Consider the following 24,651-nt stretch of genomic DNA (forward strand, 5'->3'; position numbering starts at 1 on the left):
ATTTAGTACTTAAAAAGATTTCATAAAAATTTTAAAAATTAGGAAAATAGGAAAAATAAAGCGGGGAATGATATTAAAGACAGTAAAATGAACAGGTCGAAGCTTGTTTTAGTGGCTTTATTTCTGATCTTTTTCCAAGTTATTGTTTCAAGTCTCTTATATAAGCTTTTAAAGTATTTCGATGTATATCCTAATATTGATTATAGATTTTGTTATATCTTCTGTTCCTATTTTCATTTTGTTTTGGGTAGGTAGTTCTTCTAGTAATACGGCTTCCGGAAATGCTGATGATCCTCTGAAAAAAGCTTCAGTGGGATTTGTAACCTCTTTCCTAATTTTTATGTACTTTGTTTTTTTGGTAACAGGAATACTTTTTAAGCTTGGTGATTGGCTTACTGGATTATTTACAACTACTTTTGAAGAAAAAATAATATTTTGGCGTTTGACAGAACATATAGACGTATCTGTAGTAATTTTGGCATTTGTGGTGTATATAGTTTGGAAAAATATTAAAAAAGGATTTGAAATCAAAAAATTCCTTGCAATGCTTTTAGTGATTCCCATATTTTTCTTCCTAGGTGTAGCCTTTTTCTTATCAGCTGTTTATAATGCTAAAGACTTAAAAGCATATTACACAGTCGGTAAAGAAGCTTTTTATGAACCTTGTACATTCCAAGGGTTAGTAATTAAGCATGGTGGCAGAGGGAGTGGTACTCGTTTTTACGCAAAATGTGGGGAAAAAGAAGAAGTGTATTTATCTACATCTTTTTTTGCAAAAGTCATTTGTAAAACAGGAAAAGACAAGGTAGGTTCTTATCTTAGGTGCAATAAATTAAAAGGAAAGAAGGTTTTTCTAATAAGATCACTGTATAGCAATACTGTCTATGGTTTAAAGCTTGCAGAGTTAGAGTAGTTAAGTTAGCACTTTTTTTCCACTACCCTTAATTTTGCACTTCTTGATGCAGGATTTTCTCTTATTTCTTCTTCCGTTGGTTCTACAGGTTTCTTTGTTACTACTCTAAACCCTTCAAGGTTTCTTAAGATGCTTTTTACAAGCCTATCTTCTAAGGAATGAAAGGTTATAACGGCTATCCTACCGTTACAGGCAACATAGTTTGCAGCTTCAGGAATTCCTTCTTCTATTTCTTGAAATTCTTTGTTTACGTATATCCTTATAGCTTGGAATGTTTTAATTGCTGGATGTTTCTTTCTACCTACCCAAAGTTTTTTTGGAATAACCTCTTCAACGATTTTTGCAAGTTCTAAGGTTGTTTCAATTGGTTTCTTCTTTCTTCTTCTTACAATTTCCCTAGCGATTTTTCTTGCAAATTTCTCCTCTCCATATCTAAAGATAATATCGGCAAGTTCCTTTTCAGAAAGTTCATTGACCACATCCTTTGCAGTAAGTTTTTGCCTTTTGTCCATTCTCATATCAAGAGGTTGTTCTTCCCAAACTGTAAAACCTCTGTTCCCTCTTAAGTGGAAATGGGAAACCCCAAGGTCAAAAAGGACTCCATTTACTTCCTCTATTCCTTCAGCTTCAAGGACTTCTCCAATTTGGGAAAAGTTCGCGTGGTAGATAGAAATTCTGTCTTGGTATTTTTCAAGTCTTTTCATTGCCCTCTCAATTGCTTCTTCATCTCTATCTATTGCGATAACCTTGTTTTTAGGATTTGCCTTTAAAATTGCTTCTGTATGACCTCCTCCACCTAAAGTAGCATCAACAAAGATTCCTCCTTCCTTAGCTTTTAAGTATTCTATTGATTCCTTTAAAAGAACCGGCGGGTGGTATATTTCCTTTTCCATTCTGTTTACTCCAAGCTTTTATATAGATTTTAAAGGTATTTTAAAATTTAATAAGGACTCTTTCTTTTGGGAGGATTGCACAGTGAGAAATCTTGTAAGGTTTCTTATTACACTTTCCATCTTACTGGCTTCTACCTTAGGTTCTTATGGGGAAGAAGAAAAGCTTAAAACTTCGTTTATTCTTTCTGTTTCAGGTTTTAAAGATAAGGAAGGAGACGATATAAAGTTCACAGACACCATTTTAAGACTTTACAAGAAAGAAGATCAAATTTCTTTTGATGTTGGTTTGGGTTCCATAGTTCAACCTTCGGTTTCTGGCTGGAGTGATAAAGAAAATATTTCGACTGTTGGAGATAAATTCGGTATCGTATGGGGATATTTAACTTTAAAACCTTTGGAAAAGCTGAAAGTAGATGTTGGAGCTTTTGGTTCGTTAGTTGGTTATACTACGGGGGCTACCTTTTACAATCCGAACATATCTTTTAGCTTTCTTGGATGTTCTCAACCTTTCTTTTATAGGGCAGTAAGAGTTACCTATCAAGTAGAAGATGACCTTTCTTTCTACGGAACTTACGCAAGAGGGAAGGAGTTAAACGGGAACGATAATGACCACGCCCATTCTTTTGGGGTAATTGGAAAAGAAATGGGAATTGACTACGTTGTTTCTTACTTTGATTATTCAGCTTTCAAAAACATTTTTGATGTTGTCTTATCAACTTCTTCAGATGATTTCCTTTTTAACTACTGGGAGAAAGTTACTCTTGCTCTAAATATAGATTACCAGTGGCTTGACGGAAGTAGTAAGGATAGTTTCGGCTTTGCCTTTTGGGTAGTTCCTGAGAAAGGAAGATATTCCCTACCTTTAAGGTTTGAATATGAAAACGACTTTGGAGGCTCTAACATCTTTACCAATGACGGAGGATATCTTTACTCCATTACAGTTACTCCAACTTATAAGCTTTCTGATACAACAAAGCTAAGAGTAGAGTTTGTCCACTCGGGAGGTTCTATTTCTAACGACATAGTAGTTTTTCAGGTGCTCTACCTTTTAAGGTAGTTTTAAAATTATTTTGTTAAAATAACTTTATGGAGTCCTTAACAAAAAGTTATCCTTGGGTAAAGAGAAAAAAGGCTTATTGGATTTGGCTTAATACGGTAGGAAGGTTAATAGCTACCATTTGTAGGTTAAGAGTATTTGGAAGAGAAAATATTCCTGAGAATGGGAAAGTTCTCCTTGTTGCAAATCATAGAAGTTATTTGGACCCTCCCCTTGTTGCTTACGCTGTAAAAAAAAGACCTGTCTTTTTCATGGCAAAGTCGGAACTTTTTGATATGCCAGTTTTGGGAAGTTTAATAAAACTTTGGGGGAATGCCTTCCCTGTAAAGAGGGGGAAAGCAGACTTAAAAGCTTTGAAAACTGCTTTGGAGATTTTGGAAAAAGAAGAACTTGTTTGTATTTTTCCTGAAGGGCAAAGATCTCCTGCTGGAAAGTTTGTAAGGCCTAAATGGGGCGCCGGAATGGTAGCTTTAAAAGCAAAGGTGCCTATTGTTCCCTGTCTTATAGAAGGAAGTGAGAAGCTGATAGGTAAGGAAAAACTATTTAGTGGTGTTCCAAAAGTTAGTATTAGCTTTGGAAAGCCTTTTTACATAGATTTAGAAGATAGTAAGGAAAACTACCAGAAAGCTGCTGATATACTTATGGAGAAGATAAAGGAGCTAAGGAAGTGGAAATAAAGGTAGCAAAAAGTGCTGGGTTTTGTTGGGGAGTAAAAAGGGCTGTAAACATTGCCGTTAATTCTATCGGAAAAACCGCCAAAACTTACTGCTTGGGTGAACTTATACATAACAGGCGGGAAATAGAAAGACTACAGAGACTTGGAATGGAATTCATTGAGGATATGGAAAAGTTGGAACCTGGTAATACGGTTGTAATCCGTTCTCATGGCGTAGATCCAAAAGTTTTGGATTTTTTAAAAAGAAAAGGACTAAGCGTTGTTGATACCACCTGTCCTTTTGTTAAAGACGTCCACGATAAAGTAATAAAGCTAGAGAAAGAAGGTTATCCCGTTCTAATCTTAGGAAATCCAAATCATCCAGAAGTAATAGGGATTGCTGGACATGTGAAGAAAAATCCGATGATAGTAAGTTCTCTTAAGGAACTTGAGGAACTGCCAAACTTTCCTAAACTTGGAGTTGTTTGCCAAACGACTCTTAATATGAACTTTTTCAAAGAAGCCATTTCTATTCTATCCTTGAAAGTTAAGGAGCTAAAGGTTTACAATACTATATGTAAAGCTACTTCAGTAAGACAAAAAGAAGCAAGGGAACTTGCTAAATCTGTTGATGTAATGCTTATTGTTGGAGGGAGGAACAGTTCAAATACAACCAAGCTTTATCAAATTTCAAAAAGCGTAAACGAAAGAAGCTACCATATTGAATCTAAGGAAGAAGTAAGTAAAAGTTGGTTTGTAGGAGCAAGAAGCGTAGGAATTACTGCAGGGGCTTCAACACCCCAGTGGGTTATAAAAGAGGTTATAGATTATATTAAAGACTTATGTAAAGGGGGAGAGATAAGTGGAAGGGGAATTTGCAAAACTTCTGGAAGAGAGCTTCAAACGTCTTGACAATGAGGTAATTACAGGAACAGTTGTTAAAATTACAAACAGTGAGGTTTTTGTTGACTTTGGTTGGAAGTCAGAAGGGATAGTTCCTATAAAGGAACTTGGTTATAAACCGAAAATTGGTGAACAGATAGATGTTTGTGTTGTTGAATCGGAAACAGAAGAAGGATATGCTCTTTTGTCCGTAAATTGTGCCCGTTCCATTAAAGAGTGGAAAAGGTTAGCAGATGAAATAGAAAAGAAGGGAATTGTTAAAGGTAGAATAAAACAGAGAGTGAGGGGAGGGTATAAGGTTCGCTTAGAAGAAGGACTTACAGTCTTTCTACCTATGTCTCAGGTAGATATCATGCCGGTTTTAAAACCAGATGATTGGCTTGATAGAGTTATAGAAGCGAAAGTTCTATCTATAGATAGGAAGAGAAGAAGTATCGTTATCTCAAGACGTAAGCTTTTAGAAGAAAGAAGATCGAAGATGCGCAAACAGACCCTCAAAAAACTAAAAGAGGGGGATGTTGTAGAGGGTATTGTTAAGAATATAGTAGATTTTGGAATATTTGTTGATGTAGAGGGAGTAGATGGTCTTGTTCACAAAAGCGACATTTCTTGGTCAGGTCTTAAGACTCCGTTTGATGTAGCAAAAATAGGTGATAGGATAAAAGTTAAGATTAAGAAAATTGAGTACGATAAGGAAAGGCTTGTTTTAAGTATAAAAATGATAACTAACGATCCTTGGGAAAATATAGAAGAAAGATTTAGAGTAGGAGACACGGTAGAGGGAGTTGTTGCTAAGGAGGATAAATCTGGATACTACATAGAACTTGAAGGTGACGTAGCAGGTTTTGTTCCTATAGAAACTCTTCCAAAAGGGATTAAATTAAAGTATCACCACAAATACAAATTTCTTGTGGAGAAGATAGATAAGGAGGCAAGGAGAGTTATTCTAAAATGGCAGGAAGAACACCAGAAATAAAGAATAAAAAGGCATACTACGATTACGAGATACTTGAAAAATACGAAGCAGGAATTGCCCTGAAAGGAACAGAGGTTAAGTCCTTAAGGGAAGGTAAAGCCAATTTGAGAGATGCGTTCGTTAGAATTGAAAACGGAGAAGCATTTCTTTTTAACGCTTATATAGCTCCCTATACTCATGGAAACCTTTTTAACCACGAACCTACAAGAACTCGAAAACTTCTACTTCATAAGTCAGAAATAAAAAGACTTCTAGGAAAAACTCAAGAAAAGGGTCTTACAATAATTCCTCTTAGAATGTACTTTAACAACAGAGGAAAGGTCAAAGTTGAAATAGCCCTTGCAAGGGGTAAGAAGAAGTATGATAAAAGAGAAGCAATAAAGAGAAGAGAGATGGAAAGAGAAGCTCAGAAGGCTATGAAGTATTTTAAATTATTTTAAAAAAACTTTCGTTTGCTATTTCACCAGTCAAGCACTAAATTTCTTTCTTAGCGATTGTCTTGTGTTCATCGCACTCATATTCCTAGAGCTGTTTAGAGCGGCTCCGAAAGGGGTCGCTCCTTTTTATTTATTAAGTCTTTTAAGAGGTTTACCATGGAAGAAAGAATCCAAGAGGTTGTGGATAGAGTAAGGGAACTTCTTTTGCCAATTTTAGAAGAAGGTGGTTTTGAGCTTGTGGATATAGAATTTGTAAGAGAACCTGTTGGTTGGGTTTTGAGGATTTATGCCGATAGACCTTCTGGCGGTATTACTATATCCGATTGTCAATGGATTAGTGAAAGAATAGGGACACTTCTTGATGTGGAGGACTTAATACCCCATTCTTACAATCTCGAAGTTTCTTCTCCAGGTCTTGATAGACCTTTAAAGACTAAGCGAGATTTTGAGAGGCACATTGGCATAGTAGTAAAGGTTAAAACTTTAGAACCGATGGATAACCAAAGAAACTTTAAAGGAGAAGTTATTTCAACTACGGAAGATGGTGTAGTTATCCATGACGTATCAAGAAATGCACAGGTTGAGATACCTTACGAGAACATTAAGAGTGCAAGGGTAGATATAGATTCTCTTTTCAACAAGTAAATAAGGAGGATAACTTATGGAAAGTCTTGGTAAAACAATAGAACTTGTATGTAGAGAAAAAGGGATTTCAAAAGAAGATGTTATTGAAGCTGTAAAAATAGGAATTATTAACGCAGCAAGAAAGGCTGGATATAAAGGACATCTTGTCGTTAAGATAGATGAAGACGGCAAGGACTTTGGAATTTTTCAGGAAAAAACCGTTGTAGAAGAGGTAAAGGATCCTAACTACGAAATTTCCCTTGAAGAAGCGAGAGAGCTTTTTGGGGAAAATGTAAAACTTGGAGATAAAGTTCTTGTTGAAATAAAGACGGAGGAACTAGGACGTATTGCAGCAAAAGCTGCGGCACAGGCAATACATGAAAAGATTTCCTATGCAGAAAGAAGAGCTCTCTTTGACTACTTTAAAGAGAAGATAGGAGATGTAATTTCTGGAACTGTTAAGGAAATAAGGAGAAACGGTGATATCGTTTTAGAGCTTGGAAGGATTATAGGTATTCTTCCAAAAGAGGAACAGATTCCAAAGGAAAAATACAAAATAGGAGAAAGGATAAGAGCTTACATTTACGATGTTGTTTTTGACTATAAAAGGTACAACAGGAGAAAGCCTTCAAAAATTGATGATTACCAACCTCCATACGTTATTCTCTCAAGAACTCACCCTAAGTTTTTAAAGAGACTTCTCGAGATAGAAATTCCGGAAGTAGCAGAAGGACTTGTTGAAATAAAAGCTGTAGCAAGGGAACCGGGCGTTAGAGCAAAGGTTGCAGTAGACGCAAAGGAAGATTTTATAGATCCGGTTGGAGCGTGTATAGGAGTTAAAGGAAATAGAATAGTTCCTATTTCTAAGGAACTTTCTGGAGAAAAGATAGAGATTATTAGATGGTCTGATGATGTAGCTGAACTTGTTGCAAGGGCTTTGTCTCCTGCTAAAGTTCTTCACTATGATTCTTACGAAGATGAAAATGGGGAGCTTAGAGTAGAAGTTGTGGTTCCTGATGATCAACTTTCTTTGGCTATAGGAAAACATGGAGTTAATGCCCGTCTTGCTTCAAAACTTGTTGGACAAATAGTTGGAATAGACATAATTAAAGAGAGCGACTTTAAGAAGCTTGAAGAACTTGAAGCAATGGAAGAGGAGTAATGAGAACTTGTGTAAGTTGCAAAAAGAAGGGGGAGATTGAGGACTTTATAAGATTTGTCGAATTTGAAGGGAAACCCCTACCTGATGTAGCAAGGAAATTACCGGGTAGGGGTTTAAACGTTTGTCCAGATTTTGAATGTATAAAGAAGTTTGTAAAGAAACAGTTTAAGGGAAAGGTAGATCCTCAAGAAGTTTACGAATATACAGTTAAAACTCTAAAGGGTTATTTTCTACACCTTCTCTCTCTTTCCCACAAAACCGGTATTACGGTTATTGGTCAGGATAACATAAAGCCTCTTTACGATAGAGAAGGAACGCTCATCTTGGCTAAAGATTTAAGCGAGAAAACAAAAAAAAGATTGATAAGAGAGAATTTTTTAGTTGTTGATAACCTTTTTGATTCTTTCGAGATAGGAAACTCTTTGAGAAAAGATACATCTATCGGAGCTGTATTTGTTGAAAACGTTGGTATAGGAAGAACTTTAAAGAATGTAGGGGGAAAACTTTTGAAACTTACAGCATCTAAGGAGAAATCTTGAGGGATATTTTAGCTTTTGGAAGTATTGTCGTTGATAATGTTCTTGTAGTAAAAAAGTTTGCCTCTCCTAACGAAACCGTCTTGGCTGGAAAATTCCGTTATACCTATGGAGGAGCAGGATCAAATGTTGCCGTTGCGGCGGCAAGGCTTTCTGCAAAAAGTGGAATATTTGCTGTTTCTGGATATGACTTTGAGAAGTTAAGTTACAAAAAATGTTTGGAAGAACAGGGAGTAGATATAAGAGGAGTTATCAAGGCAGAAAGTTTTCCAATGCCAAGAAGTTTCATAATTAGCAAGCAAGATAGTGATGATCAAATAATCTACTACTATGAAGACAAGAAAGGAACAGCAGAGCTTTTATTCAAGAATGAGAACTTGGCTTTGGAACTTTGTAAAAATTACAGAGTCCTTCACTTTTCAACAGGACATTTTGAGTTCTACTATAAACTTTTGAAGAATCATCCTTTTAAGAACATTATAAGCTTTGATCCTGGACAGGAAACTTTTACTTATCCTTATAGAGTAGCAAGACTTTTAAAGTATGTAGATCTTTTATTTATGAACAAGTATGAAGCCAAGAGGATAAAGGAGATCTTAAAACTCAGGAGTTTAGAAGAAATAAGGGGACCAAAACTTATGTGCGTATCTTTGGGGGCAAGAGGTTCTTTAGTGGTTCTTAAAGGAAAAACCTTCAAAGTTCCTGCCGTTAGGCCTAAAAAGCTTGTTGATCCGACAGGTGCAGGTGATTCCCATAGAGCAGGTTTCCTTGTGGCACTCTTAAAAGGGTACGATGTTCTTTCAGCTGCAAAAATTGCCTCAACTGTTGCTTCCTTTACAATTGAGGCAGAAGGTGCGCAGGTGAGCCTTCCTACGTGGGAAAAGGTAATGAAAAGGTATGAGGAGTTTTTCAAAGAGAGGTTTCCAGAACCCAAAACTTGTGAGAAAAGTTTAAAGTTGCAAACTATCATAGACGATAAGTAAGGAAGAAGTCGGAAAGGTAACTAAGGGTAAAGTCTTAAAGAAAGTTATTCATTTAGTAAAATAAGAAAAATTTATCATTGCTGGAGGAAACATGGGGGTCTACAATGTTTCTCCTGACCTTGACCCAAAGGAAGATATAGTTCTTTATGATGATGGGAAACATAAGGTTGTTTATTTAGGGAGTAGAGGAATAAGTTCTTCAACCGGTGCTGTAGATGTTCTTTCTTACCTTGTTGTTGACAATAATGAGGGATTACTTATAGATCCGGGAGGATATCATCTTTTTTCTTTAATAGTTTCTAATGTTTCAAAGTACATTTCCCTTGACAGAATTAAATATATCTACTTTTGTCATCAAGATCCTGATGTTTGCGGTTCTTTACCTATGTGGAAAGACGTTTGTCCAGAGGTGAAAATAGCGATAGGGGAACTTTGGACAAGGTTCTTACCACATTTTGGTGTAGAAGATGTCGAAGAAGCGGTTTATCCTATTCCTGCTGAAGGTGGAAATATGAATCTTGGAAAAACACCAATAGATGTTATTCCTGCTCACTATTTACATTCTCCTAACCATTTTTCTCTTTACGACCCGGTTTCCAAGTTTTTGTTTACTGGTGATATAGGAATTGCTCTTGGAAAGTTTAATTACTTGGTAGTAAAGGACTGGGTGAAGCACCTTGACCTTATATACCTTCCTCATCGTATCTTAATGTGTAGCAATAAAGTTAGTAAAGCTTGGGCTGAGAGAGTAAAAAATTACGAGATAAAAGCTATTTTGCCTCAGCATGGAGCAATAATTCCGGAAGAGTATGTTAAATACTTTATAAAGTTTATGGAGAACTTAAAATGCGGAGTAGATCTACTACAAAATTAATAGACAGCTTGTCAAAAGCACTTTCTGGACTTGAAAGGTGTTATCTATCTCAGAAAAGAATGGCAGAGACCATAGAGACTTTGGTAGAAGAAATAGAGATGGTCTTTCTAAAAAATAACAAAATCATTGCTAAAGATGTGGAGACTTTAAAGAAAATATCTGAAGACCTTAAACTCTTTGTTGATAAGTTTATGCCCTTAATGAGAGAACTTATGGAGATATCAGGTGAGTTTGAAAAGCTTTATGGAAGCTTAAACGATATGAGACGTTCTCTTGAAAGTATAGAGAAGATAGCTGAACATACAGAACTTATAGCAATTAACGCCTCCATTGAGGCAGCAAGGGCCGGAGAAGCTGGCAGGAATTTCGCTGTAGTTGCAAACGAAATAAGGACTATGGCAAAGGATACGTTTAAGTTCATTGAGGAGATAAAGTCTATCGATAAGGAAATTGATGAGAAACTGCTAAAGCTGAAAAAGAGTATTGTTGCTATTGAACAGCTTAGGGAAAGCAGTGATAAAATGGTAGCTGATATAGAAAATGTGGTTTCTATATCAAATGAACTTGATGTAGTTTACAAGGAACAATCGCGGGTTATCAACGACATAAAAGGTCTTTCTGGAATCTCTGCAGGTATTCAGAAGATATTTCAAATTCTTTCAGGAGTGAAAGTAAATATTGTAAGTACCATTAAGAGATTACTTAGTTAAATTTTCTCTTTGATTAGTGAAGGTTTAGGAACTTTCTTTTCGGATATTCTAAAGGCTTTTAGAAACTTAGATGTAAATATTTTTGAGTTACCTTCGTTATATATTATTTCTCCTACTGGTTCTCCTTCGTTCACAAGATCGCCCACTTTTTTGTAAAACCTTAGTCCTGCAGAGTAGTCTATAGTTTCTTCTGCTTTTTTCCTTCCGCCTCCCATTTCAGTCAAAAGGTACCCAAGATCCTATCCATCTATTGAGGCTATGTATCCCCTTTTATCAGAAAGAATTTCTTTTCTATTTTTTGCTTTTTTTAGTTCTAAACTTCCCCCAAGATATTCAACCCAGTTAACGAACCTATCTACAGCTTTTCCAGAAAGTATTATCTCTTTTGCTTTCTCTTTTCCTTTGTTAAAAGTAGCTGTATTTGTTAATTCACATAAATACCCTGCTAAAGAAGTTGTAATTTCTAAAAGGTCCTCCTCTATGTCTCCAGATAAAGCTTTTATAGACTCTTCTACTTCAAGGGCATTTCCAGCATATCTTCCCAGAGGTTGTCCCATCTCGGTTATCAAAGCTCCAGCTTTTTTGCCATAAAGCCTTGAGACATTAACAAGGCTAGTTGCTAATTCTTTTGCGCTTTTTAAATCTCTCATAAATGCTCCACTTCCAACTTTGACATCAAATACGATAGCTTCCGTGTTTACAGCAAGCTTTTTACTTAGAATACTTGAGACTATAAGAGGAATGCTGTCTACTGTAGAAGTAGCATCCCTTAGAGCATATATCTTCCTATCAGCAGGAGCAATTTCTTTTGTTTGGGCAGATATTGAGAAGCCAAACTTTTTTAGAACATCTTCTATTTCTTCTTTTGTTAATTCAACCTTCATTCCGGTGCTTTCAAGTTTATCAATGGTTCCACCTGTAAATCCTAAACCTCTTCCAGCAAGGAAAGGAGCTTTAAATCCCATTTCCGCTAAAACGGGTGCAAGAACTAAGGAGACTTTATCCCCGATACCACCTGTACTGTGTTTGTCTACTATTGTTCCATCAACTTGAAGGTTTATTGTTTCTCCACTCCTTAGCATAGATTCTGTAAGGTAAAGAGTCTCTTCATAGGAAAGGCCGTTAAAGTAGATTGCCATTAGAAGGGCCGCCATTTGGTAATCAGAAACTTCTCCAAAAACGTAAGAATCGACAATAAATGCGATTTCCTCTCGGGAAAAGTTTTCTCCTTTCTTTTTCTTTTCTATAAGTTCTTTAAAAAGCATTGTTTTTCCTTTATGCTATTGAATACATAAAGTAAATCAAACCTCTAACCATTGGTGCAAGTATCCAGCTTAAGAAAGGGCTTATTACGAGGATAATTAAAATAATTGGTCCATAAGGTTCTATTTTCTTGTAAGTTAAATAAAGTTTGGGAGGAAGGATTGCCTCAAGGATTTTGGAACCGTCAAGAGGAGGAATTGGCAGTAAGTTGAATATTCCAAAAGCAACGTTTATAAATACGCTGTATTTGAAGATTAAAAATAAGGGTTCTGCAATATTTGGGGGTAGAACAGTAAAAGGAAAATACTTGATAAAGAGAATACTTACAAAGGCACTTAAGAAATTTGAAAATGGACCTGCAAATGCAACAAGAATTTCTCCTAAATTCTGGTTAACTCTTGTGAAGTTTCTTGGATTTACCATTACAGGTTTTGCCCAACCAAAGTGAACAAGCAAAAGAGCTAAGAAACCGATAATATCTAAATGAGCAAAAGGATTTAATGTTAACCTTCCTGAAATTTTAGGAGTTGGGTCTCCAAGTTTATAAGCTACAAATCCGTGAGCAAACTCGTGAACGGTAATAGCCCAAAGAATAGCAGGTAGCGATATTATCAGGTTTTGAAACCAATCTATCAACCTGTCCTCCTTATTTTAAAGGTTCTTCTACAACTTCTCCGTAAGGTTCAACTTCTGTAAATATTTGTCCTTGGAACTTGAAAAACTTGCACCTTGGGTCAAGCCAGCAGTCTGGTGGAAGACCAGCTTTTACACAAGTTTGAGATAAGAATTCTCTTTCATCCCATCCCCATTCAACAGGGACCTGCGGAAGTAGTAGTCCTGCTGCCATGCCGTACCTTACGATGAGTCCATCTCTTCCCACTTTTATAGCTTTTGGAAGTTCATCTGGTAGAACGTTTAAGGCTTGCGGAGGAGTTAAGACTGTAGTTTCCACAGTTAAGTTAGGAAGTTCCTCTAAGTTTACAGGATAAAATCTTGGATCTCTTGTTGCTGCAGAGATTGCAGCGTCAATCGTTGCAAAAACTAAAGGCATTATCGGTTCCGGATACCCAATACAGCCTCTCAAGTTTTGTGATGGATATGTTTTCAAAGTGACAAAAACTCCCCTTTCTTCAAAAAGGGTTTCAGGAGTATTTGCTGGAGGTTCTATTTTTATTCCTTTTCTTAAGTATTCTTCTATAGAAGATCTTGCGAGTTTTACTAAGAATTTTCCTTCTTGTAAGTCTAAAAGTTTCATTATTTCTCCCTGAAAGTGTTTAACCTATTTAAATATAAGTCTAAAAAGGTTCATTCCTAAAATAGTAGCCATTAAGCATGAGGTAACGTTAAGAAAAATATTAAGAATGGCCTTTTGATATACACCTTCTTGAATTAGAACTACCGTTTCAAAACTAAAGGTTGAAAACGTTGTTAAAGCCCCTAAAAAACCTGTAATAAAGAAAGCTTTCCACTCTGGGGCTATTACGTTCTCAAATAGCATTACTAGAAAACCTATTAAGAAACTTCCAATAACGTTTACTCCTAAAGTTCCAACTGGAAATGAAATTCCAAAAAGTTTTTGCAAAAAACCAGAGATTAAAAAACGAAAAATAGCTCCGAAGAAACCTCCAAGTCCAACGTAAAGGAGAGTCATACTTTTACTCCTACCTCTTTTATGAGCTGACTTGTAATTATTTCTATAGCTTTCTCTCTTGTCTCGTCAAAGTCTATGTTTTCTATTACCGGTATATTCTTTTCTAGTGCTGTTTTATAAAGAAAATCTTGAATTAACCTTATTGCTTTAAAATTTCTAAGGTATTTCTTGCTTGTTCTTTGGGAGGTTTTCTCTCTTGTTCTAAACCTGCTTTTGTGTATTTCTTCATCAAGAGTGGTTAGTATAAGATGGATGATGTAAGCTCTACCTTTTAGCTTTTCAAAAATTCCTGGTATCAGATGGATTCCTTCTACTATTAAGCTTACGTTTTCCTTAATTGCTCTATTTATTACAGCTTCAATACCTGTGAGAACTTTTTCTGTTTGGTCAAGAAAACCGTAAATAATCTTTTGTTCTTTATCCAAACTTGCGAACTTGTAGATTACATCTCCAGTTTCATAACTTGAAACGTGAATTGAAGGGACAAGCTCTCGAGATACCATTCTTCTCATTACTTCTCTAATTGAATCTGTTGAAGCCATTCTGTTTATTTCTAAAATTCCAGCAAGTTCCGCAGCAAGCTTGGATTTTCCAACTCCTGTTGCTCCACCAATCAGAATTATTATGGGGTTTTGTAATTCTTTTATCTTTCGCCAGAGGATATATCTCTGAGCATACTCTTTTCCTAGTCTTTTTTTTAGGAACTGGCTTGTTAAATCTCGGAGCTCTGCTCTTTTTATTCTAAATTTACCTTTCTCTTGCAGGTAATCGGCTATTTCCTTAGCGATTTCAAAAGCTTGTTGAACATCTATTCCTGTTGAACGTATGGAACCTGCCAAGATTCCGCGAGAAAAAGGAACAAAAGTTTTTCCATCTTCTTCAGCAACTAAAATTTCCCTTTCCTCAACAAGTTGCTTGTACTTTTCTGCGATTCTTTTGCCATGAGAAATTTTCAAAAGCTTGTAAACCAATCTAACAAGTTCGTTAGAGTGAATAGTTCCTTGAAAGCTTGAAGCTACTTCGTCTGCCAATTTGTAAGCATCATCTACCGAAAGTCCTGCTTTTGTTAATGATCTTACAAGAACTCCCCGAGAAAAGGGATACTTTTCTCCAGAACTATCTATTACATAACGTTTCCTTTTTCGCTTCCCTTGCATTTCTTACTTTCCTGATTGCTTTTAAATGTTGATTATAACTTTTTGAGAATATGTGTCCTTTGCACTTTGCAACAAAATAAAGATAGGGAGTTTCCTTTGGATACATAGCTGCTTTTATTGAACTAAGAGAAGGGTTGCAGATAGGTGTTTTAGGAAGACCTTTTATGTAATAAGTGTTATAAGGAGAAGCGATATTGGTGTCCCCTTTATGGAGTTTATCTTTTTCTACTCCTTTCATTTTGTAAGCATAAAGAACTGTTGGATCGCACTGAAGTTTCATTTTTCTTTTTAATCTATTGTAAATAACGCTTGCAATTATTGGTTTTTCTTCTTCTAATGAGGTTTCCTTTTCAACTATCGAAGCAACGATGAGTATCTTCTCTTTGTTAATCTTTCCCAAAGCATCTTTTACAAGCTTTAGAGGCTCGTAGTTATCAAAGATGTTTTTTGTTTTCCTTTTAAAGTTTTCTACTGCTAGCTTTATTATTTCTTTACAGCTAGCGTCTTCATTTACATAATAGGTATCTGGAAAAATAAATCCTTCTAGGAAAGGAATTTTTAAGTTTTTTAGGAAAGCACTATCTCGTGAAAGTTTTAGAACTTCTCCTTTTTTACAAAAACCTTTCTGGCTCAAGAGTTTATCAATTGAAAATATGTCATCTCCTTCTTTAATTGTTATCTTGACAAGACAAGGAGAACCGGTAGAAAGTTCCTTTAAGATCTCTAAAGGGGAAAGCTCTCCTTCCAATTTATAACAACCAGCCTTAATCTCCGCGTTACTAAACTTTGTGTAAATATAAAGAGGAATTTCATTTTCTATAACCTTAGTTTCTTTTAATTTTTTTATAACAGATTTTACAGTTTCGTTTTTTTTAACTTTTAGTTCAAGATTTACTTTTTTCTTTTCTGTAAGTGAATGGTAAAAATAAAAGGTTGATAAACCACCTATAAAAACTGTTATTACAAGGAATAGGGAAAAGAACCTTGTCATTCCTTAAGTTTTCCCCAAACGTAAAGGAGTCTTTGAAATGCCGTTATATTTGAAAGGATAGCTAAAATAAAAAGTGTGTAGTGTAAAAGTCCAGAAACTAATCCAAATAAAATTAGGAAAAATCTTTCTGGTCTTTCAAGTATTCCTACTTTGCAGTCCAGTCCAAGCCCCTCAGCTCTTGCCCTTGCATAGCTTGTAGAAAATGAACCTACTATTGATAAAAGAGAAAAGAAGAATAAAACAAAGTCCTGTTTATAAAAACCTAGAACTGCTAGCCCCATTAGTGGGAAAAAATCTGCGTATCTATCAAGGAATGAATCTAAAAAAGCCCCAAACTTTGTTGTTTTTCCGTTTATTCTTGCTACTATACCGTCAAGCATATCGCAGAGACCAGAAAGAACGAAAAATAAAATACCTACATTTAAGCTCTCTATCCCTATGAAAACTCCGGAAAGGAGAGAGAAGATAAAACCTAAAACGGTAATAACGTTTGGAGAAACTTTTAACTCTTTAACCAGTGGTTCCAAAACTTCTTGAACTTTATTCTTTAATCTTGTGGAACTAACCATAAGCTTTAAACCTTTAATTTGGCTTTTTGCATTTTTGAAATTATACTATCTACAACACCTTTTAAAAGGAGAAACTATGGAAGAAAGATTAACGAAAGAAGAGCTAATAGAAGTGATGGCCGCATTAATGGATGCTGAAGGATTTGAGCTTTATGAGCCTGAAGGAGATGAAGAATATTTACCAGACTTTTTAGCTGTTTTCTTTGATGAAGATGGGGAACAGAGACAAATAGCAGTTCAAGTGGAAGACTGCCAAACGATTTTAACCCCTGAGGCTGAAGCTAAGGCAAAGACGATTGCAGAGCATTGTAGAAGGTCAGGAGAAGGATTTATCTTTTCCGTTCCTTTAGAGTGTGAGAAGCTTGGAAAGGAAAAGTTTGATGAATGGGGACTTTCAGATGTTGCCGAATTCGTTCCAATAGGAATCGAGTTTGAGGAAGAAGAGGAATAAAGGTAGATAGAGAACTCGAAGATGGATAGATATTTTTCCTATTCACAGTATCTAAGAAAGCTTTTTGGAGAAAGGGTCTTTAGAGTTACTGTTGATGCAGGGTTTACCTGTCCAAATAGGGACGGTTCTAAGGGGAAAGGGGGATGTATTTACTGCTATGCGGGGTCGGATTACGACGAAAGTAAAAGGCTAAAAAGTGTTAGAGAGCAGATTTTAGAAGGTATAGAAAGGGTAAAAAGACGCTATAAGGCAAAAAAATTTTTGGTTTACTTTCAGGCCTATACTAACACTTATGCACCTATTGAAAAGTTAAAGCCACTATACGACATAATTAAGGAGTTTCCAGAAGTTGTTGGACTTATTGTTGGAACTCGTCCTGACTGTGTTCAGGATGAGGTTTTGGAACTTATTAATTCCTACACGGATAACTATCTTGTTTGGATAGAGTATGGGCTTGAGAGCTCTCACTTTAAGTCTTTAAGGTGGATGAATAGAGGTCATGGAGTTTCAGATTTCATAGATGCCGTTTTAAGAACGAGAAAATATACAAAGATAAAAATTTGTGCCCATATCATATTAGGACTTCCAACTGAAGATTACGAAGACATTATGGAAACTGCAGACTTTCTGGCAAGTTTAAAAATTGATGGAGTAAAACTTCACCCCTTGCACGTTATAAAGAACACTCCACTAGAAAAAATTTACCTTTCTGAAAAGTTTGAACTTTTATCCTTAGAAGAATACGTGAAATTGGTTGTTGATTTTATAGAAAGACTCCCAAAAGATACAGTTATCCAAAGAATTACCGGAGAAGCTCCTCAAGACCTTTTAATAGCCCCTTCTTGGTGTAGTCATAAAGAAAAGATGAAAGTTATAGAACTTATAAGGAAAGAGTTTGAAGAAAGGGATACTTTTCAGGGTGCAAAGTGTAGATTTTGATATAATATTCCCAATTTTAGTTCTTTGAAAAGTGAATAAGGTCAGGAAGGGCTTGGAAGAAGGGAAGTTGGCCTCCATTCTAAAGTTTGGATGAATAGAGTATTGGCTTTCAAGGTTTTGAGACCTGTTTGGCGATAGATGTTTAGGCTGAATGTTTATTAGATTTATATAGAAAACTTAAATTTTGGAGGCGTTGATTTTCAATGTCCCATTCTAAGACCTCTCTTGAAATGCCCTAAAAAGTGGAAGGGATTGCGACTCTTTCGGATCAACAAGATACGGTTTTCCTGTCCAAATTCTAATCAACTTGAAATGCCCGAAAAAGTGAACGGGATTGCGACTTCCAGAATTCCAGTATAACTTCTGTATATTTTTCCTCTCCCTCATTAGCTTGAAATGCCCTAAAAAGTGGAAGGGATTGCGACACCTCAAGAACAGAGTTTCTGCTAAACTCCGCTGTATAGATTCTGCTTGAAATGCCCTGAAAAGTGGAAGGGATTGCGACTGTCTCTGCCAATATTCTAATATCACTTCTGAATATCCTTGAAATGCCCTGAAAAGTGGAAGGGATTAAGGAAAAACTCCTAAAGTTCTTATTAGTATTGCTGTTAGAACGCTAAAAGAGATTAGTTAGTGAATAATTTCTTTTTCCTTGCTACTTTCTTCTTCTAACTCTTTGACCAATAATCAAAAATTACTCCCTATGATAAGGACTTCCCCTTATTATCTCAAGAGCTCTAAATATTTGCTCCAATAGAACAATTCTTGCAACATCGTGTTGAAGGGTCATTTTGGAAAGAGAGAGGAGGAAGTTACTTTTTTCCTTTACTTCTTGGGATAGACCATCAGCACCACCTATAAGGAAGGTTAAAAAAGAGTGTTTTTGAACGAAAGAGGCAAACTCAAGGGAAGTCATTTCTTTACCTCTTTCGTCAAGGGCAACAATGAAACCTTTCGCTTTTTCTAAAAGTTTTCTTCCCTCTTCTTCTTTAGTTCTTTGTTTCTTAACTTCAATGATTTCTAAGTTCTTAATCCGTTTTAGGTAATAGTCTTGGGCTTCTTCAAAATGGGAGGGAATTTTCCCAGCAGCTATAACTCTAAGTTTCATAAACTTTCCTCTGGTAAAAGTTCTGAGACTTCAACTCTTGGGGCATCCATCCATAGAGTTTCGAGGCTGTAAAGTTCTCTAAACTCTGGTTTAAATATGTGAACAATAATATCTCCATAGTCCATCAGTATCCAGTTGGCAGTTTCATAACCTTCAAAACTTAAAGGAAGAATTCCAGCGTCTTTTAGCTTCTTTCTTATTTCGTCTGCAATGGTTCTTGCGTGGGTGTCTGAAGTAGCTGTAAAAACTACAAAGTAATCTGCAAGGGTTGTAAGGTCTTTAAGATTTATGATTACAGGATCTTCTGCTTTCTTATCTAAACCTGTTGAAACTATTAGTTTTAGCTTCTCTAAGGTATCCAACTTTTCCTCCTTTAAAGAGTGTTCTTTATTTTCCACCATATAGAATGTTTTATAGGATTTTCAACTGGTTCAACGTCAAGAATTTTTTCACCTTTAAGTATAAGTTTGGCTTTTTTCCCGTAAGGAGATTGGGGGTAATTCTTTGCTACTTCTTCTAAAATTCTCTTTCCTTTAAGAAAGTTCTTTTGGGAAATCTCCTGCCATTTCTTTATGTCTTTATTTATGAGTTTTATTCTATTTAGTGCTACTTTCCTTTCTTCTTCGTCTTTGGACTTTAATCTTTCTCTTTCCGTTTCAAGTTTTTCAGTGAGTTTTTCTATTTCTTCTTCTGCTTCAAGCTTTGTGAAAAAGTAAGCTCTTCCAAGAAGGTAGTTTAACCTATCAGCAGGTTCTATATCTGAAAATTCCTCTTTAACCTTTTCATATCTATCTATTGAAGCTGTGAACTTTCTTAACATATCATAAGTTCCAGCAATATAGATTTCGTGTTCAGCTAAGACCTTCCTTGCCATTTTCTTGTAGAGTTTTGCTTTTTCTACTCTTTTGTCATCTGGAAATCTCATTATGAAAACATCAAAAGAGTCTATAGCTTTTTTAGTGAAAGTCTGATCCCATTCAGGGCCTTTTATTAGGTTTAAGTAAGAAACTCCAAGTCTAAAAAGTGCGTCTTTGGCAAAAGGAGAAGCAGGATATAGAGTCAAAAATTCTTCATACTTTAAAGCAGCGTTTTCAAAATCTTTTTCGTTAAAGTAAGCATTGGCTAATGTAATTAAAGCTATTTCTTTTTCTTTTGCTGAAAGTTCCTTCTCTAAGGCTTTTTCTAAGTAGTCAATTGCTTTTCCGTAGTCTTCTTTTTTAGCAGCCTCTATTCCTTTTTGGTAAAGTCCTTGTGCAGTTTGAGGAATTCTTTCACAAGACACAAAGAGGAAAGCTAAAAGAACAAAAATTATTCTTTTCACTAAAGCCTCCTTTTCAGCTTTTAGCAACAGTGAACCTTTCAATGTGGTAGTGTTCGACAGGAACAATTTTTATCTCTACATCAAAGGTTTCCATCAATTTATCAATTATATCTTTTTCGTCGTTTTTTAGTTTTTCGGCAACCAATGGATTGGCATAAACTCTAATTTTCCTTTTAGAATTGGAAAGTTTTAGTAGAGAAAGAATTTCCCTTTCTATTTCAAAAGCTACAGTTTCAACAGATTTTACCCTTCCCTTTCCTTCACAGTAAGGACAGGTCATTGTAAGAGTTTTTCCAAGACTCTTCTTTACCCGTTTCCTTGTCATTTCAACAAGTCCTAAGTCGGACATACTTACTATCTTAGTTCTTGCCCTGTCCTTTGAGAGCTCCTCTTCCAAAGTTTTAAGAAGTAGCTCTTTGTTTTTTTCTTCCTTCATATCTATAAAGTCAATTACGATAATTCCTCCAATGTCCCTTAATCTTAGCTGTCTTGCAATCTCTTTAGCAGCAGCTAGGTTAATCTTTAAAGCAGTTTCCTCTAAGCTCTTTGTCTTTTTAAACTTTCCACTGTTTACATCAATTGAAACTAAAGCTTCCGTTTCGTCTATTACGATGTAACCACCGTTTGGAAGATATACTTTCCTAGAAAGGGCTTTCTCTATTGCTTTCTCAACCTCAAACTTTTGGAAAAGGGGCACTTCTCCATTGTAGTACTTTATTCTGCCAGAAAGCTTAGGAATAAAAGCTTTGGCAAAACTTACAGCTCTTTCAAACTCTCTTCGAGAATCTATTATCACCTCTCCTACATCTTCTGTTAGAAGGTCTCTGAGAGTTTTAGGAACTATTTCCAAATCTTGATAAAGGAGTGCTGGAGGAGGTCTATTTTCGGCCTTTTCGAGTAATCCTTTCCAAACTTTAAGAATGTAGTCAAGATCTTTTCGTAAATCCTCCTCTTTTGCTCCCTCTGCTGCTGTTCTAACGATAATTCCGTAATCCTTTGGTTTTATCTTTTGGGCTATTTCTTTTAGTCTTTCTCTCTCTTCTTGGTCGGTAATTCTTCTTGATATTCCTATCTTGTTTACTGTTGGTAAAAGGACAAGGTAATGTCCTGCAATTGTTATGTTAGTGGTTATTCGTGGTCCTTTAGTCCCTATAGGCTCTTTTGAAACCTGAACTATTATCTCTTGGTTAGGGGTTAAAACCTCCTCTATCGGAGGTAGCTCTATTTCTTGAGTTGTCGTTCCATTTTCTTCAAAGAGCTCGTCATCTTCCTCAAAATCAAAGCTTACAGCGTCTCTAACGTACAAGAATGCCTTCTTTGATATTCCAATATCAACAAAAGCTGCCTGGACAGCAGGAACAATCTTTAAGACTTTACCTTTATAAATGTTTCCAACGATTCCTCTATTTTCCTTTCTTTCTACATAAAACTCTACAAGCTCTCCGTCTTCCAGTACTGCTATCCTAACTTCTTTTGTGTGAACGTTTATCAGTATCTGTTTTTTAGGCTTTGACAAGCTCTTCTCTTTCAACTTTCGCCGTCCCAAGAGATAATTTCATCCAACTTAGTATATCTTGAATGTTCAAAATATTACCGTTTATAACATTTATTTCAATTCTAACCTTTCCATCTTTTTCTTCTATTTTCTTTATGTGTTCCTTGAGAATAATCTCTTTACCTTTTCTGTTAACTTGCTTTTCTTCAAAGAGAGGAGTTATGTCGTAATCCTTAAAAGGCGTAATGGTGTAAGTAACGGTTTTTATCCTCTTTAGAATGCTCTCTTTAGGTTCTAAATCTATAAATTCTTTGAACTTTAAACCTTCTGGTAAGAAATTTAAGGATTCAGAGATAAATTTTTCAAAGTTGAAGTTTTCTTCTACAAGCTCTATTTCTACAACTTCTCCTTTGCCTTCCACTCCTACCGGTAGTCCAAGTATTATGTTAATTTTTGGGTGAGGATTAAATCCTTGAGAGTATCTTAGAGGAACTCCAAACTTTCTAAATGTCCTTGTGAAGGCTCTTGTTAAGTCCAAAAGAGATAAATACTTTGCAAAACCAACCTTTTCAAAGATTAAAGCTACTTTCCTTTTTAAAGGAAATTCTCTTTTCGGTCTTGGAGGAACTTTGAACTCTATTTTTTCCGATATTGGAAAGTTTTTTAAGTCCTTTATCTGCTGTGGAGTGCAAACGCCACAAGCATGGCAACCAACTATTCTGCAGTCAGGAGTCCAAGCCTCACTTTGGGCTTTCTTTAGTTCTCTCAGTAAAAACTTCTTACTTATTACTCCTTCTATGAAGTCCCACGGAAGTTCTTCTTCTAAGCTTCTTTTATCTGTTATCTTTTCAATGTCAATTCCTGTTTTTTCAAATGCTCGTAACCACCCGTCCCAGTTGAAGAACTCATCCCAACCGTCAAGCTGACATCCTTCAAGGTAGGCCGCTTCTAAAAGTTTTGAAGTTTCTTCATCTCCTCTTGTAAAGATAGCTTCAATTAGGGATTGTCTATAATCGTGAAATCTCAGGGTGAAACTTCTTGGAGAATTCTTCTTTATAAAATCTATCTTCTCTTTTACCTCTTCCTCACTTTCAAACCTTTCCCATTGGAACGGAGTAAAAGGTTTGGGAACAAAAATGGATATTCCTGCTGCAAGATGTTTTTTTCCTTTATACTTTCTTCCAATCTTATAAACTTGCCACAAAAGATCTACTAAAGCTTCTATGTCCTCTTGAAGTTCAAACGGAAGACCTATCATAAAGTAAAGCTTTAGCCTTCCCCAACCTCTAGAAAATAAACCTTCCACAGCTTTAAATAGGTCTTCGTTTGTAAGTTCTTTGTTTATTATTCTTCTAAGTCTATCTGATCCTGCTTCCGGTGCTAAAGTGAAACCGGTTTTCTTAACCTGCATTATTTGAGATGCTAAATCTGGGTTAAATCCTCTTACTCTCATTGACGGTAAAGAGAGGGATATCATCTCTTCATAGCAGACAGTCATCACCTCTGGAACTAAGGCATTAAACTTACTATGGTCTGATATTGAAAGGGAAGAGAGAGAAGCTTCTTCGTATCCAGTATTTTTGAAAGTTTCTATTATCAGCTTCTTTATAAGTTCTTTATTCCTTTCCCTGTAAGGTCTATAGATATAACCAGCTTGGCAAAATCTACAACCTCTTAGACAACCTCTTGCAGCTTCTACTGCAATTCTATCTTGGGCTGTTTCTACTATGGGAACAGGGTGAGAAGTTGGAAAATAACCTTCAGGAACTTTAACAAAGACTGCTTTTTTTACTGGATACTTTCCAAACTTTGGAACCCAGACACCTTCTATTTTTCTAACTTCACTTAAAAAGTCTTCTTTGTTTCCTCCTTGCTGTTTTATATCTTTCATTAAGTTTGCTATTTCAAGGAGAACCTCTTCGCCATCTCCAATACAGACAAAATCAACAAAAGGTGATAGAGGAACAGGGTTGTACATACAGGGACCACCTGCAAAAATAACTGGAAAACCTTTCCTTTCTTCCCATTTGTAGGAAAGACTTGCTAGGTTTATTACCCTTAAAGCGTTTGTAAACGTAAGCTCTGATGAAAAGGATAATCCCCAAAGGTCGTAGTCTTTTACAGGACGTAAAGCCTCTATTGTGTAAAGTGGAATTCCCTTCTTTTCCATTAATTTCTGCATATCAGGACGAGGGAGGTATGCTCTGTGCATTAAGGCAAAATCGGTTAAGTTGTTAATAATGTGGTAAAGGATTTTCCCACCTATATGGGCACTTCCGACCTCATACAAGTCGGGATATGTAATAACGAACCTTACAGTTCTTTCTTCAAATTTTGGAGCTCTTTGGTTTAGTTCCAAAGGTAAGTAAGAAGCAGGTTTTTGAACGTTATAAAGTTCCTGTAAGAATTTTTCGTCCTTAAAAATCTCCGAAATCGCCAAAGTCTTCATAATCTCCATCGTCATAGTCTGTAATTTTTTCATTTTCTGTTTCTATTGATTCTTTCGTTTCTTCTTCACTTTTTTCTTCCTGAGAAGCAAAAGCTTCGTGAACGGTATCTGCGATTAGGTCTGCTATTAAGAAGCCTACTGCTGTACCAAGAATTGTAGAAAGCCATGGGAAACTTGGATCATAACCGCTTTGAGTCCTTTTAAAAAGTTTCTGAATCTCCTCTTTTCTAACAGGTACTCTAATGATTTCTCTGCCGTTGTCGATTTTTATCTCGTAGATATCCTCTTCAAGTTTTTCAAAAGAAAAACGTTTTATTTCAGAAGCTCTAAAGAAGGTAAAGTTTCCATCCTTAAAGTAGGAAACACCATCATCTGAAAAGTTAAGTACAGAACCATCAAGACCTTTGATTTCTACTACATTTCTAGAATTAAAGTTCTTGGATAAATTGTTACTCTTGAGTGCTGGTAGTACTACAAATATGATTACAGCGACTAAAATTAGAAACAGTAGAAAGCCCATCTCTTTTCTCCTTA

Annotated in this window: 28 protein-coding genes and 1 pseudogene; 14 read left to right on the plus strand and 15 right to left on the minus strand. The window is 35.8% G+C overall.

Going from position 1 to position 24,651, the window contains the following annotated elements; translation table 11 throughout:
- Nucleotides 1-196 precede the first annotated feature (196 nt).
- Nucleotides 197-913: a hypothetical protein gene (locus ABGX27_07230; GenBank protein ID MEO2069286.1), complete on the plus strand. Its 717-nt coding sequence runs from the start codon at nt 197-199 to the stop codon at nt 911-913.
- A 5-nt stretch (nt 914-918) separates the two neighbouring features.
- On the opposite strand, the gene rsmH is transcribed toward ABGX27_07230, so the two are convergent.
- Nucleotides 919-1,806, minus strand: a complete 888-nt coding sequence (gene rsmH, locus ABGX27_07235; protein MEO2069287.1) for a 16S rRNA (cytosine(1402)-N(4))-methyltransferase RsmH — start codon at nt 1,804-1,806, stop codon at nt 919-921.
- Nucleotides 1,807-1,888: 82 nt separating this feature from the next.
- Between rsmH and ABGX27_07240 the strand changes: the two genes are divergently transcribed.
- The 11 genes from ABGX27_07240 (at nt 1,889) to ABGX27_07290 (ending at nt 10,723) form a co-directional block, all read left to right on the plus strand.
- The gene (locus ABGX27_07240; GenBank protein ID MEO2069288.1) at nt 1,889-2,863 is read left to right on the plus strand and encodes an outer membrane beta-barrel protein; all 975 of its coding nucleotides are present in this window, start codon (nt 1,889-1,891) and stop codon (nt 2,861-2,863) included.
- Nucleotides 2,864-2,892: 29 nt separating this feature from the next.
- On the plus strand, nt 2,893-3,540 hold the full coding sequence (locus ABGX27_07245; GenBank protein MEO2069289.1) for a lysophospholipid acyltransferase family protein: 648 nt from the start codon (nt 2,893-2,895) through the stop codon (nt 3,538-3,540).
- On the plus strand, nt 3,531-4,430 hold the full coding sequence (ispH, locus tag ABGX27_07250) for a 4-hydroxy-3-methylbut-2-enyl diphosphate reductase (protein ID MEO2069290.1): 900 nt from the start codon (nt 3,531-3,533) through the stop codon (nt 4,428-4,430). The genes ABGX27_07245 and ispH overlap by 10 nt, the downstream gene beginning before the upstream one ends.
- Complete coding sequence (locus ABGX27_07255) at nt 4,381-5,397, plus strand: S1 RNA-binding domain-containing protein (protein MEO2069291.1); 1,017 nt, start codon at nt 4,381-4,383, stop codon at nt 5,395-5,397. The genes ispH and ABGX27_07255 overlap by 50 nt, the downstream gene beginning before the upstream one ends.
- Complete coding sequence (gene smpB / locus ABGX27_07260) at nt 5,373-5,837, plus strand: SsrA-binding protein SmpB (protein MEO2069292.1); 465 nt, start codon at nt 5,373-5,375, stop codon at nt 5,835-5,837. Before ABGX27_07255 ends, smpB begins: the two co-directional genes overlap by 25 nt.
- A gap of 153 nt (nt 5,838-5,990) precedes the next feature.
- A complete protein-coding gene (gene rimP, locus ABGX27_07265) occupies nt 5,991-6,479 on the plus strand; it encodes a ribosome maturation factor RimP (protein MEO2069293.1) in 489 nt (162 codons plus the stop codon).
- A 16-nt stretch (nt 6,480-6,495) separates the two neighbouring features.
- Entirely contained in the window at nt 6,496-7,620 is a 1,125-nt protein-coding gene (gene nusA / locus ABGX27_07270; protein MEO2069294.1) for a transcription termination factor NusA, read from the plus strand.
- Nucleotides 7,620-8,159: a YlxR family protein gene (locus ABGX27_07275; protein MEO2069295.1), complete on the plus strand. Its 540-nt coding sequence runs from the start codon at nt 7,620-7,622 to the stop codon at nt 8,157-8,159. The genes nusA and ABGX27_07275 overlap by 1 nt, the downstream gene beginning before the upstream one ends.
- Complete coding sequence (locus tag ABGX27_07280) at nt 8,156-9,139, plus strand: carbohydrate kinase family protein (protein ID MEO2069296.1); 984 nt, start codon at nt 8,156-8,158, stop codon at nt 9,137-9,139. The genes ABGX27_07275 and ABGX27_07280 overlap by 4 nt, the downstream gene beginning before the upstream one ends.
- 91 nt (nt 9,140-9,230) lie before the next feature.
- Nucleotides 9,231-10,013 carry an MBL fold metallo-hydrolase gene (locus ABGX27_07285; protein MEO2069297.1) on the plus strand — a complete coding sequence of 261 codons (783 nt, stop codon included), beginning with the start codon at nt 9,231-9,233 and terminating at the stop codon, nt 10,011-10,013.
- The gene (locus tag ABGX27_07290; GenBank protein ID MEO2069298.1) at nt 9,986-10,723 is read left to right on the plus strand and encodes a methyl-accepting chemotaxis protein; all 738 of its coding nucleotides are present in this window, start codon (nt 9,986-9,988) and stop codon (nt 10,721-10,723) included. Before ABGX27_07285 ends, ABGX27_07290 begins: the two co-directional genes overlap by 28 nt.
- Here ABGX27_07290 and ABGX27_07295 read toward each other — a convergent pair.
- From ABGX27_07295 to pgsA, 8 genes and pseudogenes are all read right to left on the minus strand, one after another.
- Nucleotides 10,720-10,950 (minus strand): annotated as a pseudogene (locus ABGX27_07295) (hypothetical protein). The gene ABGX27_07290 and the pseudogene ABGX27_07295 overlap by 4 nt on opposite strands.
- Before the next feature lie 12 nt (nt 10,951-10,962).
- Nucleotides 10,963-11,988, minus strand: a complete 1,026-nt coding sequence (locus ABGX27_07300) for a thymidine phosphorylase (protein ID MEO2069299.1) — start codon at nt 11,986-11,988, stop codon at nt 10,963-10,965.
- Between the two features lie 10 nt (nt 11,989-11,998).
- On the minus strand, nt 11,999-12,622 hold the full coding sequence (locus ABGX27_07305; protein MEO2069300.1) for a site-2 protease family protein: 624 nt from the start codon (nt 12,620-12,622) through the stop codon (nt 11,999-12,001).
- A gap of 10 nt (nt 12,623-12,632) precedes the next feature.
- Nucleotides 12,633-13,241, minus strand: a complete 609-nt coding sequence (locus tag ABGX27_07310) for a TIGR00296 family protein (protein MEO2069301.1) — start codon at nt 13,239-13,241, stop codon at nt 12,633-12,635.
- A gap of 24 nt (nt 13,242-13,265) precedes the next feature.
- Entirely contained in the window at nt 13,266-13,637 is a 372-nt protein-coding gene (gene crcB / locus ABGX27_07315) for a fluoride efflux transporter CrcB (protein MEO2069302.1), read from the minus strand.
- Nucleotides 13,634-14,794: an ATP cone domain-containing protein gene (locus ABGX27_07320; protein ID MEO2069303.1), complete on the minus strand. Its 1,161-nt coding sequence runs from the start codon at nt 14,792-14,794 to the stop codon at nt 13,634-13,636. The genes crcB and ABGX27_07320 overlap by 4 nt, the downstream gene beginning before the upstream one ends.
- Complete coding sequence (gene mltG / locus ABGX27_07325) at nt 14,754-15,785, minus strand: endolytic transglycosylase MltG (protein ID MEO2069304.1); 1,032 nt, start codon at nt 15,783-15,785, stop codon at nt 14,754-14,756. Before mltG ends, ABGX27_07320 begins: the two co-directional genes overlap by 41 nt.
- Complete coding sequence (pgsA, locus tag ABGX27_07330) at nt 15,782-16,354, minus strand: archaetidylinositol phosphate synthase (protein MEO2069305.1); 573 nt, start codon at nt 16,352-16,354, stop codon at nt 15,782-15,784. The genes mltG and pgsA overlap by 4 nt, the downstream gene beginning before the upstream one ends.
- A 76-nt stretch (nt 16,355-16,430) precedes the next feature.
- Between pgsA and ABGX27_07335 the strand changes: the two genes are divergently transcribed.
- Both ABGX27_07335 and ABGX27_07340 read left to right on the plus strand, forming a co-directional pair.
- On the plus strand, nt 16,431-16,805 hold the full coding sequence (locus ABGX27_07335) for a hypothetical protein (protein MEO2069306.1): 375 nt from the start codon (nt 16,431-16,433) through the stop codon (nt 16,803-16,805).
- A gap of 21 nt (nt 16,806-16,826) precedes the next feature.
- On the plus strand, nt 16,827-17,744 hold the full coding sequence (locus ABGX27_07340; GenBank protein ID MEO2069307.1) for a TIGR01212 family radical SAM protein: 918 nt from the start codon (nt 16,827-16,829) through the stop codon (nt 17,742-17,744).
- A 694-nt stretch (nt 17,745-18,438) separates the two neighbouring features.
- Here the strand turns inward: ABGX27_07340 and ABGX27_07345 are convergent.
- The 6 genes from ABGX27_07345 to ABGX27_07370 are packed head-to-tail and all read right to left on the minus strand — an operon-like array spanning nt 18,439 to nt 24,637.
- Nucleotides 18,439-18,852 carry a 23S rRNA (pseudouridine(1915)-N(3))-methyltransferase RlmH gene (locus tag ABGX27_07345; GenBank protein MEO2069308.1) on the minus strand — a complete coding sequence of 138 codons (414 nt, stop codon included), beginning with the start codon at nt 18,850-18,852 and terminating at the stop codon, nt 18,439-18,441.
- Nucleotides 18,849-19,214: a ribosome silencing factor gene (rsfS, locus tag ABGX27_07350; GenBank protein MEO2069309.1), complete on the minus strand. Its 366-nt coding sequence runs from the start codon at nt 19,212-19,214 to the stop codon at nt 18,849-18,851. The genes ABGX27_07345 and rsfS overlap by 4 nt, the downstream gene beginning before the upstream one ends.
- 11 nt (nt 19,215-19,225) lie before the next feature.
- Nucleotides 19,226-20,173: an outer membrane protein assembly factor BamD gene (gene bamD, locus ABGX27_07355; GenBank protein MEO2069310.1), complete on the minus strand. Its 948-nt coding sequence runs from the start codon at nt 20,171-20,173 to the stop codon at nt 19,226-19,228.
- 13 nt (nt 20,174-20,186) lie between these two features.
- On the minus strand, nt 20,187-21,689 hold the full coding sequence (locus ABGX27_07360) for an Rne/Rng family ribonuclease (GenBank protein ID MEO2069311.1): 1,503 nt from the start codon (nt 21,687-21,689) through the stop codon (nt 20,187-20,189).
- Entirely contained in the window at nt 21,676-24,150 is a 2,475-nt protein-coding gene (locus tag ABGX27_07365; GenBank protein ID MEO2069312.1) for a TIGR03936 family radical SAM-associated protein, read from the minus strand. Before ABGX27_07365 ends, ABGX27_07360 begins: the two co-directional genes overlap by 14 nt.
- A complete protein-coding gene (locus ABGX27_07370; protein ID MEO2069313.1) occupies nt 24,086-24,637 on the minus strand; it encodes a hypothetical protein in 552 nt (183 codons plus the stop codon). Before ABGX27_07370 ends, ABGX27_07365 begins: the two co-directional genes overlap by 65 nt.
- Nucleotides 24,638-24,651: the final 14 nt, after the last annotated feature.

This window comes from Desulfurobacteriaceae bacterium, from assembly GCA_039832905.1.
Lineage (GTDB): Bacteria > Aquificota > Aquificia > Desulfurobacteriales > Desulfurobacteriaceae > Desulfurobacterium.